Origin of the sequence: Paenibacillus medicaginis (assembly GCF_042138635.1) — a bacterium.
Lineage (GTDB): Bacteria > Bacillota > Bacilli > Paenibacillales > Paenibacillaceae > Paenibacillus > Paenibacillus medicaginis.
The window spans coordinates 48482-66172 of the sequence record NZ_JBHIRY010000003.1; the positions used below are offsets into that span (position 1 = coordinate 48482).

A 17691-nucleotide genomic window follows, 5' to 3' on the forward strand; every position below is an offset into this window, starting at 1 on the left:
TCGTGATCAAAAGATGACTTTTTGAACTACCTCTTACAGCTAAGTTTGCCTATTCAGGACTATACTCATAAATAATATCGTCATGCTCTGGCAGGTATTTCACTTCGATTTTATACCCTTTCAAATACCATTCATCCTGCTCTTCCATGAAAAAAACAACACCGCCGGATTCCGTGCGCAGCGCCGCATGCTGGGGAGGCTCAACGGCAATGCCGAGCGAAAAGCCGGGATGAAGCCCTCCGCCTGAGCTGTAGCGCGCAAAAAATCGGACATGATCCCCGGATTTTAAGCCGAGCTCTTTTTTATACCATTCAGCAGCGGGTTCTGATACGTATATACTCATGGATTCTGCTCAACTCCTTAACCAAATGCATATTCTACAGCCTTGAACATATATCCTATCATAGCATCTCCGCCAAAGCACTCCAAACCCGCCCGAAACTTGTGCTGAAGCTTGCAAATTTGAAAAAGGTTTGACATTTCGCAAAACTGGATGGTAAGATGCAACCATACGAGATCAAAACTTGAAATTACTTACAATGATCAAGAAAGGGTGATTCCGGTGTTGGATAAAGCAATTGTATTTAAGCAAACCAAATATTCAACTTCATACCGGAGGAGCCACATCTGCCGCGTACCGGCTGGTCAGTCTTTCTGACCTTGCTATAGCCGCGTACCTGTATAAAAATGCAGCAGGACTTGTGCGTTTCCCGCCGGGTTTACCTGCGCATACCATATGATGTCGAACACGGGACATATCGTTTGCGGACGGTATGTCCTTTTTGCTGTCTTCAGCAGTTCGCAACATGCGGCAGAGACTTGATGATGAGAGGAAGGGATACTTTGTTTACAGTTTTAAAAGATTTGGGCTGGTTCTTCCACCAGGAACGGAAACGCTATACCATCGGGCTAGCCATGCTGATCCTGGTCGGCTTCCTGGAGCTTGTGCCTCCCCGCCTGCTGGGAGATTCGATTGATCAGATTGTGAGCGGCTCCGTGACCTGGGATTCACTGATGCGGTCCATCCTGTACATCCTCGCAATGTTGGTGCTCATCTACTACATCACCTACATATGGATGCACAGGCTGTTCGGCGGCGCCAACCTTGTGGAACGGCTGCTCCGCTCCCGCTTTATGAGACATCTGCTGAGCATGACGCCGCCATTCTTTGAGCGCAACCGCACAGGCGACCTGATGGCCCGCGCCACGAACGATCTTCGTTCCGTTGCGGCCACGGCAGGCTTCGGCATGCTTACCCTGACGGATTCAACGATATATCTTGCCGTCGTATTGGGCGCGATGGGCTTTCTGATCAGCTGGAAATTAACGTTAGCGGCGATCATTCCGCTGCCTTTTATTGCGCTGGCCATGAGCATTTACGGCAAAGCGGTGCATCAGCGCTATACACTGGCGCAGGACGCTTTCGGAGACATGAACGATCAGGTGCTGGAATCGGTTGCCGGCATTCGAGTGATCCGTGCTTATGTCCAGGAGCGTCTGGATGAAAAACGGTTCGCCGATATTACGGATGATGTCTACCGCAAAAACCTGGCGGTTGCGCGTATGGACGCTCTCTTTGAGCCTACCATTCGCCTCTTCGTCGGTTTAAGCTACGTGATCGGTCTCGGCTACGGCATGATTCTCGTGTTCCGTAATGAAATCACCCTGGGGGATCTCGTATCGTTCAACATGTACCTGGGGATGATGATCTGGCCGATGTTTGCCATCGGCGAGCTGATCAACATCATGCAGCGCGGCAGCGCCTCACTTGATCGTGTCAATGAGACGCTGTCCTCCCCGCAGGACGTTCGGGATATTGAGCATCCCGAAGCGGTCGCGGCTGCCGAGTCAATCGTGATGAAGGACTTCACCTTCAGATATCCAACCTCACAGACGGATAATTTGCAGCAGATTCATCTCAGCCTGCGGCGCGGGGAAACGTTGGGTGTCGTTGGCCGTACCGGCAGCGGCAAGTCAACGCTGCTGAAGCAGCTGCTGCGGGAATACCCGTCAGGCAGCGGCGGCCTTCTGCTCTCTGGTACACCGATTGAGCATATTGCGGCGGAGCGGCTGCACAGCTGGATCGGGTATGTGCCGCAGGAGCAGATTCTGTTCTCCAAAACTGTTCGAGAAAACATCCGCTTCGGCAAGCCGGACGCAACGGATGCCGACATTATGGAGGCCATCCGCACCGCCGCGTTCGATAACGATCTGGGCACTCTCTCTGACGGACTTGACACCATCGTTGGTGAAAAGGGCATTGCCCTGTCGGGCGGGCAAAAGCAGCGGGTGTCCCTTGCCCGCGCCTTCATCGGCGATCCTGACATTTTGATTCTGGACGATGCACTCTCCGCCGTGGACGCCAGGACGGAAGCGCGCATTATTGACAACATCCGGAGCAAGCGCTCCGGCAAAACGACCCTGATCTCTACCCACCGCCTCTCCGCTGTCGAGCATGCGGACCGGATTGTGGTGCTGGAGCAGGGAAGGATTATCGAGGAGGGCACGCACAGCGAGTTGCTGCAGCGGGACGGCTGGTACCGCCAGCAGTATGAACGGCAACAGCTGGAAACGGGTCTCTCCTCTGGGGAGGTAAGCTGATTTGAAACCGAACATTGGCAAACGGCTGTTCCAATATGCCATGACAGCCAAATATACATTTATCGTTGCGCTGATCGCTCTTGCGATCGGCGTGGCCGCCGAATTGGCCGGTCCCTTCATCGCGAAACAGATGATTGACGGACATATGCTGGCCATTGAACGGCCTTATTATCAAACGAATGATCCGGCGGGAGCCGCCGCGTACAACAATGAGCTGTTTAAACGCGGAGACCGCTGGGCAGACGGGGAGACACGCGGCCGCGAGGTGCGCATTCTGCAGGCGGGGACGTCTTTCTACTTCGTTGATGCTCCCGTGACCGAAGCAGGCGGCGTGCGCAGCTACCAGGACGGCATGATGACCATCACACGCGGCGGAGAAGCTGCCTCCTATCCGGCACAACCATTAAGCTCGGATGAGCTGTACGGCTTTTACAAGCCGGAGCTGCCCGGCATAACGCAATTAATCGGCTTGTACTTTGTCTTTCTGTTCATCTCGATTATTGCGGAATTTGGCAAAACCTACTGGCTGCAGTCCTCGGCCAACCGGGTGATCCAGCGGCTGCGACTGGACCTGTATGCGCAGATTCAGCGGCTGCCAGTCTATTTTTTCGATAATCTGCCTGCAGGCAAGGTCGTCTCCCGGGTAACCAATGATACGGAGGCGGTCAAGGATCTTTTTGTCGCGGTACTGTCCAATTTCTGTTCAGGTATCGTCACCATTACCGGGGTGTATGTCGCCCTCTTCCTGCTGGATGTCCGGCTCGGGCTGATCTGCCTGTTTCTGGTTCCTGCCCTCATTCTGTGGATCATTTTGTACCGCAAGGTGGCAACCCGCTATAATACGATCATTCGTTCACGCCTGAGCGAGATCAATGCCATTATCAACGAGTCGATTCAGGGCATGTCCATTATCCGTATCTTCCGCCGTCAACAAAAGACGATGCAGGAATTCGAGGATCTGAACGATGATTACATGAAGCATCAGAATAAAATGCTGAATCTGAACGCGCTGACCTCCCACAACCTGGTCAATGTGCTCAGAAATCTGTCCTTTGCCGTGGTGCTCTGGTATTTCGGTGCAGGCTCCATCACCGGATCCACTGCTATTTCGCTTGGCGTGCTGTACGCCTTTGTCGACGTGCTGAGCAGGCTCTTCCAGCCTGTCACCGGCATGGTCAACCAGCTTGCCGCCCTGGATACCTCGATTGTATCCGCCGGACGTGTCTTTGAGCTGATGGATGAAACTGGCGAGCCAGTGACGGACGGTGACATGCCCCGTTACAAAGGCAACGTCGAATTTAAAAATGTATCATTTGCTTACAAGAAGGATTTCGTGTTAAAGGATATCTCTTTCTCTGCCCAGCAAGGGCAGACTGTCGCGCTCGTGGGTCATACTGGCTCAGGCAAAAGCTCCATTATCAACCTGCTGTTCCGTTTCTACGACCCGCAGCAGGGAACGATTACGATTGACGGCCAGAACGTCAGAGAGCTGCCAAAGCAGTGGATTCGCCGCCATATGGGCATCGTGCTGCAGGACCCTTATCTGTTTACAGGCACGATTGCGGGCAACGTCAGTCTCGGGGACAGCCGAATTTCCCGTGAGCAGGTGGAAAAGGCACTGCGGGATGTAGGGGCTGAACAGCTACTCGCCCACCTGCCGCAGGGTTTTGATGAGCCTGTCATCGAGAAAGGCAGCACCCTGTCCGCCGGGCAGCGGCAGCTCATCTCCTTCGCCCGTGCCCTGGCGTTTGATCCAGCCATTCTCATTCTGGATGAGGCGACGGCCAACATCGATACCGAGACGGAGGCCTTGATTCAATCTGCGCTGGAGGTGCTCAAGAAAGGGCGCACCACCTTCATCATCGCCCATCGCCTGTCCACAATCCGCAGCGCCGATCAAATTCTCGTCCTGCACCACGGGCAAATTGTAGAAAAAGGAAATCACGAGCAGCTCATGCAGCTTCGTGGCCGTTATTATCAGATGTACCAGCTTCAGCAAGGCTCCGCGGCGGCTGCAGAACAACCTGCAGCTTCCACAGAGCAGCTTCCCGTGACGGCAGGTGCAGCAGGTATCTCTGGAAAAGTGTCTTATCCGGGGAATCAGGCGTAACTCGTGAAGCTGCAGCATAACACGGAACAACTAACCTAATCACCCGCAAAAATGCGCTCTTTGGAGCCTGACATGGATATAACCGATCTAAGGTTTCCCGTGTCTCTCCAAGGGCGCTTTTTCTTATTACTGGGTTCTGAGGAATTCGAATCCTCTTCATGCAAATTTGCCGATTTCATGCTGCAAAAGTTAAGTTCAACCTAATCATCCGTGCTTGACAGTCAAGCCGCCAGCGGATCGCGGCAAGGCATATGAACTCGCTGTTCGGGAGCTTTGCACGATTATCCCGTTGGATCAGGTGCAAAAAACAGCGACCCGCGGCCGAAAATACTTTAGGTACGTTAAAGAAAATAACAGATCAAATGAAGCACGAAAGTGCCTTTGGTTACGCGATTCAGGATAATCGAATGGGTCTATTATTTTTTTGATCGTGCCTTATCGAGAAGCAGATCGGTTCAAGGTCATGAGACGATCTTAGGAGAAAGCAGAGCGTTTAGGTGATGTGAAACCGACCGAGAGAGACGGAAAGAGTGGAGCAAGGCATCGGAAAAATAAAAAGACTCTGGTCCTCGTTGCGGCTTGAACCCGAATGTTCCGATGTCCGCGTTCATGCTGACCCGTACCGATCCAGCAACACACATCATGCTCACCTTTCCTCGTTCAAACCCTGCGATCAGGACGCAGCCGCAAGAGGCTGAACCGGTTGGCGCGCGATCAGTCGGCGATAAGGGATCGCCGGAATCGCCACACACATGTACAGCAACTTCTGCCACATCGTTTCTTCCCCTTCGGTCAAGCGCAGTCGGCGGCGTCCGGTGTACTCGTTGAGATACGCCTGCAGATGCTTCAGGCCCAAGGCTACATACGTACGCTTCAGCGATTTCCACGCCTCTCTCACCACTTTCCGCAAGGGCATATACAGTCGATAGGCTTGAGGGAACGGTTGTACCTCCGATGCACGGACATCTACCTGTTCACGGATGAACGCAGCGAGTTCGTGACGATTCGCTCCGTTCCCCTCTCCCCTCATCTGCGGGACCAGGCGGATTTTGACCTGCTCCGGCTCGCCCGACTCCGTGACTGTGCACCCGGCAACGACTGCCGAAGCATACGGATGAAGAAACTGAGGCCGGGACGGATTACGCCCATACAGGTCGCTGTTCACTTTCACGTCTCCGCGGAGCAGCTCCCGGGCGTCGAACTCCCCGATGGCATGGCGAATGCGTTGGAGCATGAACCACGCGGTCTTGTAGGTGACCTGAATCACCTGGCTCAGCCGCATCGCCGAGATGCCATCAGGCAGCAGGAACAACTCCAGCGCCTGGAACCACTTGGTCAGGGGGAGATGCGTTCGTTCAAACATCGTGCCAACCAAAGCTGACGTTTGGTGCGCGCATCTTGCGCACTCGAACAAGGGGATGCGACGGGAAGTCAGACGACTGCAGCGGGTATGGGCGCAACGCGGGCAGACGAAGCCGCTCGGCCACTTCATCGCGATCAGCGCCTCCATGCAGGTCTGCTCGTTGTGATAACGACTGCTAAACGGTTGAAGTTCCGTTTCTGCTTGGACTTCCATGTCTGCTCGCCCCCAAATCCATAATCATCGAACATAAGTTCTTGTTTCATTGTACCAAACATATGTTCTTGTTTCAAGCCAAACATTCCACTTGAGCTGCCTCTTTTTTCTTTTTTCTTATTTCTTTTCTCTTTCCTTCCCTAGTCCCCCCGATCCCCAATCCTCAACCCCTGCATCCTGAACGAAAGGGATAATCGTGCAAGGCTGTATGGAGGCAGCAGACAACGGACACCAAATACCAAATACCGGACGCCACACATCGCACCCTATAGACACCTATCTCACTCTGGCTACTAGACTCTGCGGGAGTCGAATCTCCTTCTTGCAAGATAACTAGCAAAAACCGGTCTGCTTTGATCCAGTGTCACCCCTAGCAGTATATCTCCGTTTTACTCCGTTATCTCAGGGCCTATTTGACGATTCCATGCTACGAAAGTTGAGTTTTTGATTTTAATAAAAGGCTTCTTTTTTCATGAAATATGGTCTATAATGCGATTAACTTAACAGTGTTAATTTAAATAACTATGTTAACGAAAAAAGGAGTGGAAATAATGAGTAAATATGATGTTATTATCATTGGCGCAGGTCTCGGCGGCTTGTCCTGTGCTGCAAGATTGTCCACGCTCGGCTACCGGACGGCAGTATTCGAAAGTCATACTCTCGCCGGCGGTTATGCAACAGAATTCCGGCGCAAGGGTTATGTCTTCGACGTCGCTCTCCATGGTGTGGGCGGGCTGGAAACTGGCAGCTTCGGTCAAATGCTGCAGGCATGCGGAGCGGATAAAGGCATCGTGCCTTTACGCAAAAGGCATCCTTACTCCATCCGCTGGCAAGGAGAAATCATCGATATCCCGTCCGACGCCAAAGCGTATGTACAGCTTCTCAAAAAAATGTTCCCTGCCGATCAGGAAGGCATTGACAGGCTGTTTGCAGGCATCCACCGTTTTGCGGCAGGCTTCTCCGCCTTCACCTCCCCCCTGTCCCCTTGGCGGAAGGCTGCAGGTTTGATGAAGGCAGGCACCTTCTTCCGCTGGACGCAAATGACGACATGGGAAGCGGTAAAACAGTTCGAGCTGTCTGATACGTTCACAGAATTTTTCACCGCACTCTGGCCCTATTATGGTTTGCCTCCGAAGCGGCTGGCGGCTCTGTATTTTTTTATTCCATGGCTTGGCTATCATCTTGAGGGCACCTATTATATTCAGGGCGGCGGCCAAGCGTTGTCCAACGCGCTGGTTGACGTCATCCAATCTGCTGGCGGGCAGGTGCATCTGCGCAGCGAGGTGTCGGAAATTGTGGTCACAGATGGGAAAGTAAGCGGGGTAAAATTGAAAAAAGGGGCGCTGTACGACGCCAACTGGATTGTGTCCGGCATCAGCCCACTGTTAACTTATGGCCGTCTGCTGCAACACGAGCCTGCTGCCAAGCGTGAAATGGAGAAGCTGAACACGCTTGAAATCGGGACTTCGCTGACTCAGTTATACTTGGGACTGACCTGCGAACCACATGAGCTTGGCATCACACAGGAGGATTTGATTCTCTATCATGAGCCGGACTCCGAAACGGATTACGCAGCAGCTATGCGCGGTGAATATACCAAATGCAACTGGAGCATTACCAATTACAACGCCATGGACCCTACGCTTAATGAGCCCGGAAAAGGCTGTATTGCCGTTACCTTCCCGGATAATATGGAGAATTGGCCTGCTGACCGTGCCGCATACAAAACCAAAAAGGCTGAAGTCACACAACATATGCTGGAGGTGCTGGAACAGCATTATTCGGGGCTGGCCAGTAAAGTGGCGGTTGCTGAATTAGGAACTCCCCGTACCATGCAACGTTATACCGCCAATCCTGCGGGTGCCGTATACGGCTTCGCGCAAACTGTCCGCCAATCGGGCATCAAACGGCTGAAACGGACAGCACCGCTGCACCGTCTGTCTCTTGTTGGCGCCTGGACGCAGCCGGGAGGCGGTTTTCAAGGAGCAATCAGCTCGGGTATAATGGAAGCTGATCGCATCGCCGCCAAATTGGGGCAGGCAGAAAGGGTAAAACAAACTACTTATGAAGCATATCAAACGCCGCGAACGTGAAAGCCATGAAATCCGCCGTAAAATTATCGAGGCCGCACGTGATCTTTTTCTAAGCCATGGTTACGGAGAAGTATCCATGCGCAAGATTGCGGACCGGATTGAATACTCGCCAACGACCATTTATCACTATTTTGAAAATAAAGAAGCTGTCGTCCGTGAACTGCTCGAAGAAGGTTATGCCTTGTTTCTGCAGGCCCTTCAGCAGCGAGAGCAGGAAGCCAGGGCAGAGGGACTACATGCCATGGATGTGCTGAAAACCGTATGCAAGTCGTACATCCTTTTCGGACTTGAGCATCCGGGATACTACAACATCCTGTTCACCACCAATCTGGAGGGGGCAAGCTCTATCGCGATCATTGAAAATGACCGCTCCAAAGGGTTTGAAATGCTGGAGGCCGGCATCAGAAAAGCAGTGGATGAAGGTTATCTGACTATTACTGATGAGCGGTTAACCGCACAAAGCATCTGGAGCATGCTGCACGGTCTGACATCGCTTCTTCTTAGCTTTTATGGTCCGGATATGGAATCCAGAGATGAGCTGATCTCCTTCACCATTGAGACGTTTTTCCGGGGGCTGGGTCGGTAGGCTTTTCTCCCCGCCTTGGATTTTTGTATTAAAAAAGGTCGAGAACAAGAGCAAGTTCCTCCTGTTCCCGACCTTTTCTTGTCACTTCGGCACAACTGATGAATGAAGCACGGTCCATTACATTTCAGAACAGACCTGTCTTATGGGCGCAAATGAAGGGCAGATGTATCTGCGCTGCTGTCCGCTGGCTTGATGCTGACCTTCTCATATTTGCTGTCCAGCTCTACGCTTGTCTGCGTATCCGTAATCACCTGGATGTTCATTTCCCCTGGCTTCGGACTCGTCAGCTTGTAATAGATGACAGCTTCCGAATCGCTGACATAATCCACACGGTCTACAGCGATGCCATAGCCCGGATTCGGGGCTTCATGACGGGTCAAGGTGACTTTGTTCTTGGTGCTGCTGACTGGTTCGGTGGACATCGTCACCTGATCCTGTACGTTATCCGACTGGTCAGGTTGTTCAGGTTGGTTCGGCTGCTCTGGTTGCTCCGGTATAGGCAGTGGCAGTGGTTCTGCCGGTTCAATTGCCTTCATTTCTTCTACATATTTTACGGCATTATACACCATTTCCGCCGCCTCGATCCGGGTAATTTCCCGGTCCGGATAGAAATTTCTCTGCTCATCCAGACTCGTGATCTTTGTCAGCAGCAGAAACTGGATAGCCTCAAGAGAGGTTGTATCGAAGTCCTTCTCATCCGCAACTTCAATGTACATTTTGATGACCGGATACTGTCCGGTTGCACTAATCGCTTCATAAAGCATGTCCGCAAATTGCTCCCTTGTCATGGACGAGGCAGGGTTCACATCCCCGGAAACTGGCAGCCCGTTCTGGGCAGCGATGCGGAAGGCCTGCGCATACCATGCATTAGCCGGAATGTTGGCGTAAGTTGCTTCCACAGCGCCCGCTTTTGCCTCTAATCCCATCGCTTTTACAGCGAGTTGTACTCCTTCTGCAACGGTCAGTGTGCGGGATGGGACAAATTTATCCTTCGTTACTCCATTCACGATACCTTTAGACTTGAGAGCATCCACCTGCTGCTGCTGTGTACCAGATAAGTCGCTGAAAGCAAATGCGGAAGACGCTGCCGCGAGCGAGCAAGCAACGGCAATAAATCCGATCACTTTGTTTTTATGTTTTTTCATAACCGACACCTCCAAAATTAATCAACTTCTGTATTCCCAGACGGGCCATGATGTGAAAATGTTTCACCAGTTGGAAAAAAACATCTTTTTTGCATGAATCGCCACCCCTCGTTCTTACATTTGATTGGGGGCATGAAGACCCAACAGATACAGCGAGCGTGCCAGCAGCTCTGCCGTCAGCTCGGTGATCCGCAACCGCAAAGGTCCACCGTCCTCGATTCTTTCATGATGATAAAACCGGTTAAAGGACTGGGCCGTATCCAGGGCAAAACGGGCCATGACCGATGGCTCCAGCCGGTCCACCGCACGTTCCAGCGCCTCCGGATAACGGCTGAGCTGTTTGAGCAGTGACCAGCCAGCGTCTCCCAGCAGGTTTGTGTCTCCTTCTGTTATTTGCTGCTGCGGCCCGGCATTTGATTCTGTGTTCCGATCAGTTTCACCTTCTGTCTGCTGCCCCTGCAACCGGTTCAGTACACTTTTTATCCGGGCGTGCGTGTATTGAACGTAGGGTCCGGTCTCCCCGTCAAAGCGCAGCGCATCCTCAAGCGAAAAATCCACCTCGTTACTGCGGTTGTTTTTCAAATCACCAAAAATGACCGCTCCAATGCCGACCTGCTCAGCGACCTTTTGTTGGTCAGGCAGATCAGGATTCTTGTCCTGGATGACCGCCAAAGCCCGGGACACCGCTTCGTCCAACACTTCATTCAGCATAACGACCTTGCCCCGCCGGGTGGACATCTTTTTGCCTTCAAACCGCATCAGCCCAAAAGGTACATGCTCGCATTGCGTCGCCCAGTCGGCTCCCATTTTGCGAAGCACAGCAAATACCTGCCGGAAATGCAATTTCTGCTCAGCCCCTACGACATACAACAGACGTTCGGCGTCCATCTCCTTTTTGCGGTAAATCGCTGTAGCCAAATCCCGTGTCGGGTAGATGGTCGTGCCGTCCGTTTTCAGAATAAGGCATGGCGGCAAGTCCAGATCATCCAGCCTTACCACCATCGCTCCGTCGCTTTCTTCCAGCAAACCCAGGCCACGCAGCTCTTCGACGACTGGCTTCATTTTATCGTTATAAAAGCTTTCACCCAGCACATGGTCAAAGGTGACGCCCAGCCGCTTGTACATCCGGTTGAATTCCTGCATGCTAATGTCCACAAAATAACGCCACAGCCGCTGCGCCTCGGGATCTCCCTCCTCCAGCCTGCGGAACCAGTCACGCGCCTCCGTCTCAAGCGAAGCATCCTGCTCCGCTTCCTCGTGGAAGCGGACATATAACTTCAGCGATTCGCCGATCGGGTCACCGGCCAGCTCCTCATCCTTGCCCCACCGCTTGTAGGCGGTGATTTGTTTGCCAAACTGTGTCCCCCAATCGCCCAAATGATTGACACTTACCGTCTCATAACCCGTTTCGGCCAGCAGGCGGTATAAGGCAGCGCCAATCACAGTGGAGCGCAGATGGCCGATTCCAAAGGGCTTGGCGATGTTAGGGGAAGACATATCGATGACTAACCGCTTGCCCTGTCCGAGGTTGAGTCTGCCAAAATCTTCGGCACCGATCTGTTCCAGCAGCGCGGGGGCGTACACAGCCGGATCAAGCTTCAGGTTCACATAAGGTCCGGCTGTTTCCGCCTGTACACCGTGCACCTGAGCAAGTGCCTCGGCAATCTCGACCGCTGCATTTTGTGGCGCCATCCGGCGTGATTTGGCGAACACAAAACAAGGCAGAGCGGCATCCCCCCACTCGGGATTCGGGGGCTGCTCCAGCAGTTGCAGCAGCTCATGCTCGGATAAGCCTGTAGGCCCGCTCAGGACGCGGGCGGCAATGTTCATAATCATGGGCGTACACATCCTTTTTTTCTGGAGTTAGGGAAAATGTCTATCGACGTACATTCACAGAACCCGGACGGTGTTTAGACGGGCTCGCTCGGACTCTCATTTGTACGTTTTTTCGTACAACAACCTGGAGGTTGTTTTCTTGCCTAGTATATCTAAGAAAAACAAAAAGCCTTCGCCTCATAAAGAGACGAAAGCTGCGCTTCCGCGGTACCACTCTTCGTGCAGAACCGTTATTACGGCTCTCCCCCTCGCAACTGATAACGGCAGTCGGCCGGACAGGCCTGCCTACGGTCTCCCGTATTGGACCTGCCGTCTCCAGGGTGCGCTTCACCATATGCCTCATACCGGCTCCCACCACCCCGGTTCGCTGCAATGAGACTTATACGACTACTCTCCCGTTCACGGACGTTAAATTTACATTATTATACTTACTCTGTGCTTGCAGCACAAGCGTATTTTTTTTCTGCGTCTTGTGTGGGAAGTTACACGGACGCGCCGTTGTGCACTCTAAGGGCCTCGGTATTTCAATCCATACTCCCACACGGGGAGTAACATACTGATGGCCGCCAATGCAGCCGGGTCAATGCCGTTTCAATCTATACTCCCGCAGGGGGAGTAACTTGAAAAAAGAACGGGAATTATTCGGGGAAGAGAGTTTCAATCCATACTCCCGCAGGGGGAGTAACCAACGCCGCCGCTTTCCGATTGCTCAATGACTGCCGGGTTTCAATCCATACTCCCGCAAGGGGAGTAACGATCAACAAAAAGCCGCTGCCGAGGCCGCGAAGTTTCAATCCATACTCCCGCAAGGGGAGTAACCAGACGGATACTGGTATGTAAAGGAGAGTGTCGTGTTTCAATCCATACTCCCGCAAGGGGAGTAACACCGTAAGTTCGCCCGTGAATTCTTCCTCGGCATGTTTCAATCCATACTCCCGCAAGGGGAGTAACCGGATTGGTTGAGTCGGTAACGTCCTCTCCGCTGTTTCAATCCATACTCCCGCAAGGGGAGTAACTTCCCGATGCCAGCCGGGAAGCGCCAGGTTGATGTTTCAATCCATACTCCCGCAAGGGGAGTAACGGTTCGTCGCGCGGGGCTGGCGGCTGGAAGCGATCGTTTCAATCCATACTCCCGCAAGGGGAGTAACTTTGATGAATTCTTCGTAGCCATCCAGCTCCTTACCCTCTGTTTCAATCCATACTCCCGCAAGGGGAGTAACAGCGGGCGTTTTCAGCCCTTGTCCCACAAGGCCTCCGGGGCCAAAAAGTGCGAATCCCGAATTTCGTATGATTTTACATAGGGTCATTTTAGGCCAAAACCGTGAAAAGCCGCGTCAAACCTGGTGGTGCGAATCTCCCGGGAATTTCATGTGCGCTTGGGGTTCGCACCAGCCATCCTCACCTCGGAACATGCCCTCATATGTCCTCATTTTACATCATAAGTATTACGTGTCAATTCCTTTTGCATAGACCCAAGTTTCCATCCATCATGATTTCAGATTAAAGGATCTGAACATTAAAAACAAGAAATAAGGTGCCCCGATCAAGGCTATTAACATACCAGATGGCAATTCAACTGGAGCGAGCACCGTTCGTCCGATCGTATCCGTCAAGACTAACAACAAAGCCCCGAACAAACTGGACAGGATGATGGACTTCCGCGTATTATGACCTACAATCATTCGCACCGCATGCGGAACAATCAAGCCAAGGAAACCGACCGTTCCGACCACTGCTACAGCCCCGGCCGCCAGCAGAACGCCAACAACCATAGAGGCCAACCTCGTGTTGCGAACCGACAAGCCCATCCCGGTAGCACTCTCATCACCAAACGCAAGCAGATCAAATCTACGGCCGAGGTACCACGCAATGGGCAGCAATATAATTAAAAACACAGAGATCAGCTTGAAATGCTCCCATGTGCGGGCATACGTAGAACCCGTTAACCATATGTAACCTGAGCTGCCCCATAACGAACCCCGGATAATCAAAGCCTGAATGCCCGCAGATCCAAAAGCAGATACCGCGATGCCGAGTAAAATCAGCACCGAAGGATTCAGTCCTTTATGCCAGGCGAAAATGAAAACAATCGCAGCAGCAGCCAATCCCCCCGCTATAGCGGCTACAGGCATGAAGTGGATAGGTACTTGCGGCCAAGCAATTAAAATAAGCATGGCTCCGAAGCCTGCCCCCGAGGTGATGCCAACAATCGATGTATCAGCCAGCGGATTTCGTACCGCAGCCTGGATAAGCACTCCACTTACAGCCAAAGCTATGCCTGCTCCGGCAGCCACGAACGTCCGAGGCAATCGTAAATTCAAGAGCACAGAGTAAGAAGACGCATCATCTGCTCCAAAGAGGCCGCGGAACAATTGTCCGAGCGGAATCGTTGTGCCTCCCATCGTCATGCTGATTAAAATCAAACCCACGACAAGAACGAACGATAGAGCAACCAGAGGTGGGAACCCTATTTTTATCGGCCTTACGCCTGCCCCTAGTGAATGCTGCCCTCCGGAACCGCTTACCCCTTTCATCTTTTTTAACACAAGCCAGACTAAGCACGGGGCTCCGATCAGCGCCATTACCGCTCCAATAGGCATCTCCCCGACGCTGCTTTTGACAACCCGGGATAATACATCCGCTGTTGTAATTAAAACCGCTCCCCACAAAGCCGCGCCTGGAAGCAGCCAGCTATGTTTTCGAAATCCGACCAATCGAACCAAATGCGGAGCAACCAAACCAACAAAACCAATCGGGCCGACCACACTTACAACAACAGCGGCAACAAGCACTGCCAGGGCAAGACCTATAAATCTCGTCAGATCCACCTTATGGCCTAACGAACGCGCTGTCGCTTCATCCAAATCAAGCACATCGAAAAATCTGCCAAACACGGATGCCACAAGCAAAATACCTGCTACCCATGGCCATACATAATAAACGCCATCCATATCCATCTGCACTAAGCTGCCCGCGCCCCACAAGAACAAATTCTGTGTTTCCGTTGCTTTGAAAATATGTATGGCTCTTGTAACCGACTCAATGACCAATGATACAATCATGCCTGCCAACACTAGACGGATCGGAGTCGCTTTTCTGCCTCCTCCGAGAACATAAGCGATGGAGGCAGCTAACATGCCGCCTGCCGCCGCAAACAGAAGAGGTGAAGTCGAAAGTACGGAAGGAAAAAATGCCGTTCCCAGCACAACTACAAAATAAGCTCCGGAATTAATGCCAAGCGTATCTGTAGATGCAAGCGGGTTCTTTGTAATCGTCTGCAGCAGCGTACCTGCCACAGCCAGCCCTGCCCCGGTCAAAAAACCAAGTACAGTTCTAGGGATTCGCAAATCCCAGATCATGTTGTGATTAGGCACATCTTGTCGATGGAGTAACGCGTCAACGACAGATTTTACAGCAATTTCTGCTTCTCCAAAACATAAGCTAACAAAAAATAGAATAAAAAGGGCGGCGATGCCGCCCCCGAATACGCCGATGATTTTCCAGGCGATGTGGTCGTGAAATATTTTTTTCTCATTCATCATCTCATTCATCCATGTGCACCATTATTTCGTTAAAGAATCAACAACACGTTCTACAAGTGCTTTGGATGAGAGGGGTCCGCCAAAAGTCCAGGTGCTTCCATCAATCTGGTAAGTCCGTTTCTCTTTTACGAAATTCAGCCCGTTCCAAACCGCGTTATCTTTGACCGGTTCACCAAACACATTATCATCGTCCTGCACGATATAAATAAAATTCGAGTCTGTAACTGAAGGCAGCGCTTCAATCGTTGAATCCGTAAATCCGTATTTTTCGAATTTTTCCGATTTCCAATCGTTTTTAAGTCCAATGCGATCTAAGGTTTGAGACACCGTAGATGTGTCGGTAAACAAACGCACAGTTGCGGCCTCCTGACTGCTGAATGCTTGGGCAATGACATAATTCAAGTCTGCTTTGCCTGCAGCAGCAAGCATTTCCTTAGCTTCGGCATAATACTGATCAAGGTCTGCCCACACCTTTTCCGCTTCGGCAGTCTTGCCTACGGCAAGTGCGGTCTTGTTAAAAATATTTTCCATCTCGGTATAAGCATCGCCCTCATTCGGATAAGGGTCAAATTCAATCGTTGGAGCGATCGCATTTAACTGGTCATAAATCGCAGCATTATTGTCCGTATTCGAAATAATTAAGTCAGGCTTTAAAGCTGCAATCGTCTCCAAATTGGGCTCCCAGCGCAAGCCAACATCCTGAACATCAGGAGCTAATGCCGCATCCGCAGTGACCCATTTCGTATATTCTGCATTATCGGCATTTCCAACAGGTTGCACGCCTAACGCAATAAGGTTCTCCGTAAAAATCCATTCCAGCACAACAACACGTTGTGCCGGTTTTTCCAATACTGTCTCGCCTTTGTTATGTTTAATCGTAATAGGCCCTGTTGATGAAGTATCTCCAGCCGATGCTGTATTTTCAGATGATGTTGTACTATTTGCATCTTTTGCTGTGCTCGTATTTCCGGCACTTGAATTGCCACATGCGGCCATAATTAGCATGACTACTAGAGTGAGCATTACTACGCTAAGCTGTTTTTTCATCTCTGTCATTTCCCCCAATTTCATTAAGTAATCGCCTTTTTTGTACTTTTCTTTATGTCTTCGCATTAACTGCGGGCCGACTGCGACCATCAACCCATCTGACGAAACCAGATCTTAGGCAGAGGAACTAAACGACTTGAAATCCACTGCTGACAGATTAGGATTAACGTCCTATGATCTCACCTGCCTACTGATAATGGTTATCACTTCCCTATATATTAATTGATAATGATTGTCAAAATCAACTGAAATCTTTCAACTAGAAAATGATCTATTGAATTCGCAAACGAGGATATTACAAATGGACAAATCAAGACAAAAAAGCTTTCGCCTCATAAAGAGATGAAAGCCTTGCTTCTGCAGTACCCCTCCACAGGAATTCCTGTCTGGACTCTTCGCTTCGTAACTGATAACAGTAGTCGGCCAGCCCATGCGAGGAATAGCTCTACATAGCCTGACTTGTCGCACAACTGCTAACTCTCCGCACGGGGAGTAACGCCTAGTGCCAAGGCCCACATCAGTCGGCTGGAGGTTTCAATCCATACTCCCGCAAGGGGAGTAACCTTAATTGTACAACATAAATTTCGACAAATAAAGGTTTCAATCCATACTCCCGCAAGGGGAGTAACGGTTCCTGATATTCTTACCATGAGAGCAAAGGCGTTTCAATCCATACTCCCGCAAGGGGAGTAACACTAGAGGTGCGGCGCAGTACATCTGTAATTTCTTTTTGGTTTCAATCCATACTCCCGCAAGGGGAGTAACATATCCATCGACGGCAAGGATATCAAGCTTTCGAGTTTCAATCCATACTCCCGCAAGGGGAGTAACCTGGACGACTTGCAGATAACGCTCCAGGACCGTGAGTTTCAATCCATACTCCCGCAAGGGGAGTAACTTCGCCTTTGGGGACGAATTGGGGGCGAGCTTTAGGGTCGTTTCAATCCATACTCCCGCAAGGGGAGTAACGGGTGGTTTAGATATGGGGATGTAAGCCGCCATCATTGTTTCAATCCATACTCCCGCAAGGGGAGTAACGGAATTTCTGGCTCTGGCTTCTCTTCGATTACTGGTTTCAATCCATACTCCCGCAAGGGGAGTAACAGCAGGCGTTTTCAGCCCTTATCCCATAAGGGCTCCGAGGCCCAAAAGTGC

General features: G+C 51.4%; 10 protein-coding genes, 2 CRISPR repeat arrays and 1 other annotated feature. Of the genes, 4 read left to right on the forward strand and 6 right to left on the reverse strand.

Annotated features, from left to right (window positions below):
• Positions 1-49 precede the first annotated feature (49 nt).
• Positions 50-343 (reverse strand): HesB/YadR/YfhF family protein, encoded by a 294-nt coding sequence (locus tag ACE5LO_RS04355; protein WP_375518839.1) that lies wholly within the window; start codon positions 341-343, stop codon positions 50-52.
• 500 nt (positions 344-843) lie between these two features.
• Here ACE5LO_RS04355 and ACE5LO_RS04360 point away from each other — a divergent pair, with 500 nt between their 5' ends.
• Both ACE5LO_RS04360 and ACE5LO_RS04365 read left to right on the forward strand, forming a co-directional pair.
• A complete protein-coding gene (locus tag ACE5LO_RS04360) occupies positions 844-2601 on the forward strand; it encodes an ABC transporter ATP-binding protein (RefSeq protein WP_375518840.1) in 1758 nt (585 codons plus the stop codon).
• 1 nt (position 2602) lies between these two features.
• A complete protein-coding gene (locus ACE5LO_RS04365; protein WP_375518841.1) occupies positions 2603-4711 on the forward strand; it encodes an ABC transporter ATP-binding protein in 2109 nt (702 codons plus the stop codon).
• A 673-nt stretch (positions 4712-5384) separates the two neighbouring features.
• Here ACE5LO_RS04365 and ACE5LO_RS04370 read toward each other — a convergent pair.
• Entirely contained in the window at positions 5385-6287 is a 903-nt protein-coding gene (locus tag ACE5LO_RS04370; protein WP_375518842.1) for a transposase, read from the reverse strand.
• Between the two features lie 551 nt (positions 6288-6838).
• On the opposite strand from ACE5LO_RS04370, the gene ACE5LO_RS04375 reads away from it, so the two are divergent.
• Together ACE5LO_RS04375 and ACE5LO_RS04380 are read left to right on the forward strand one after the other, a co-directional pair.
• On the forward strand, positions 6839-8380 hold the full coding sequence (locus ACE5LO_RS04375; RefSeq protein WP_375518843.1) for a phytoene desaturase family protein: 1542 nt from the start codon (positions 6839-6841) through the stop codon (positions 8378-8380).
• Positions 8352-8966, forward strand: a complete 615-nt coding sequence (locus tag ACE5LO_RS04380) for a TetR/AcrR family transcriptional regulator (protein WP_375518844.1) — start codon at positions 8352-8354, stop codon at positions 8964-8966. The genes ACE5LO_RS04375 and ACE5LO_RS04380 overlap by 29 nt, the downstream gene beginning before the upstream one ends.
• A gap of 140 nt (positions 8967-9106) precedes the next feature.
• On the opposite strand, the gene ACE5LO_RS04385 is transcribed toward ACE5LO_RS04380, so the two are convergent.
• From ACE5LO_RS04385 to ACE5LO_RS04400, 4 genes are all read right to left on the reverse strand, one after another.
• Positions 9107-10111 (reverse strand): protease complex subunit PrcB family protein, encoded by a 1005-nt coding sequence (locus tag ACE5LO_RS04385; protein ID WP_375518845.1) that lies wholly within the window; start codon positions 10109-10111, stop codon positions 9107-9109.
• 114 nt (positions 10112-10225) lie between these two features.
• Positions 10226-11947: an arginine--tRNA ligase gene (gene argS / locus ACE5LO_RS04390; protein ID WP_375518846.1), complete on the reverse strand. Its 1722-nt coding sequence runs from the start codon at positions 11945-11947 to the stop codon at positions 10226-10228.
• A 180-nt stretch (positions 11948-12127) separates the two neighbouring features.
• Positions 12128-12359: a binding site (T-box leader), on the reverse strand.
• A gap of 109 nt (positions 12360-12468) precedes the next feature.
• Positions 12469-13167: direct repeats of the CRISPR family, unit length 32 nt; unit sequence GTTTCAATCCATACTCCCGCAAGGGGAGTAAC.
• Positions 13168-13434: 267 nt separating this feature from the next.
• A complete protein-coding gene (locus tag ACE5LO_RS04395) occupies positions 13435-15486 on the reverse strand; it encodes an iron ABC transporter permease (protein ID WP_375519027.1) in 2052 nt (683 codons plus the stop codon).
• A 24-nt stretch (positions 15487-15510) separates the two neighbouring features.
• Positions 15511-16536, reverse strand: a complete 1026-nt coding sequence (locus tag ACE5LO_RS04400) for an ABC transporter substrate-binding protein (protein WP_375518847.1) — start codon at positions 16534-16536, stop codon at positions 15511-15513.
• A gap of 531 nt (positions 16537-17067) precedes the next feature.
• Positions 17068-17640: a CRISPR direct-repeat array (repeat unit 32 nt; unit sequence GTTTCAATCCATACTCCCGCAAGGGGAGTAAC).
• Positions 17641-17691: the final 51 nt, after the last annotated feature.

Bases quoted from the DNA above. Each gene is read 5' to 3' on its own strand.
- ACE5LO_RS04355 (WP_375518839.1), bottom strand. From the start codon at position 343: ATGAGTATATACGTATCAGAACCCGCTGCTGAATGGTATAAAAAAGAG.
- ACE5LO_RS04370 (WP_375518842.1), bottom strand. From the start codon at position 6,287: ATGGAAGTCCAAGCAGAAACGGAACTTCAACCGTTTAGCAGTCGTTAT.
- ACE5LO_RS04375 (WP_375518843.1), top strand. From the start codon at position 6,839: ATGAGTAAATATGATGTTATTATCATTGGCGCAGGTCTCGGCGGCTTG.
- ACE5LO_RS04380 (WP_375518844.1), top strand. From the start codon at position 8,352: ATGAAGCATATCAAACGCCGCGAACGTGAAAGCCATGAAATCCGCCGT.
- ACE5LO_RS04385 (WP_375518845.1), bottom strand. From the start codon at position 10,111: ATGAAAAAACATAAAAACAAAGTGATCGGATTTATTGCCGTTGCTTGC.
- argS (WP_375518846.1), bottom strand. From the start codon at position 11,947: ATGATTATGAACATTGCCGCCCGCGTCCTGAGCGGGCCTACAGGCTTA.
- ACE5LO_RS04395 (WP_375519027.1), bottom strand. From the start codon at position 15,486: ATGAATGAGAAAAAAATATTTCACGACCACATCGCCTGGAAAATCATC.
- ACE5LO_RS04400 (WP_375518847.1), bottom strand. From the start codon at position 16,536: ATGAAAAAACAGCTTAGCGTAGTAATGCTCACTCTAGTAGTCATGCTA.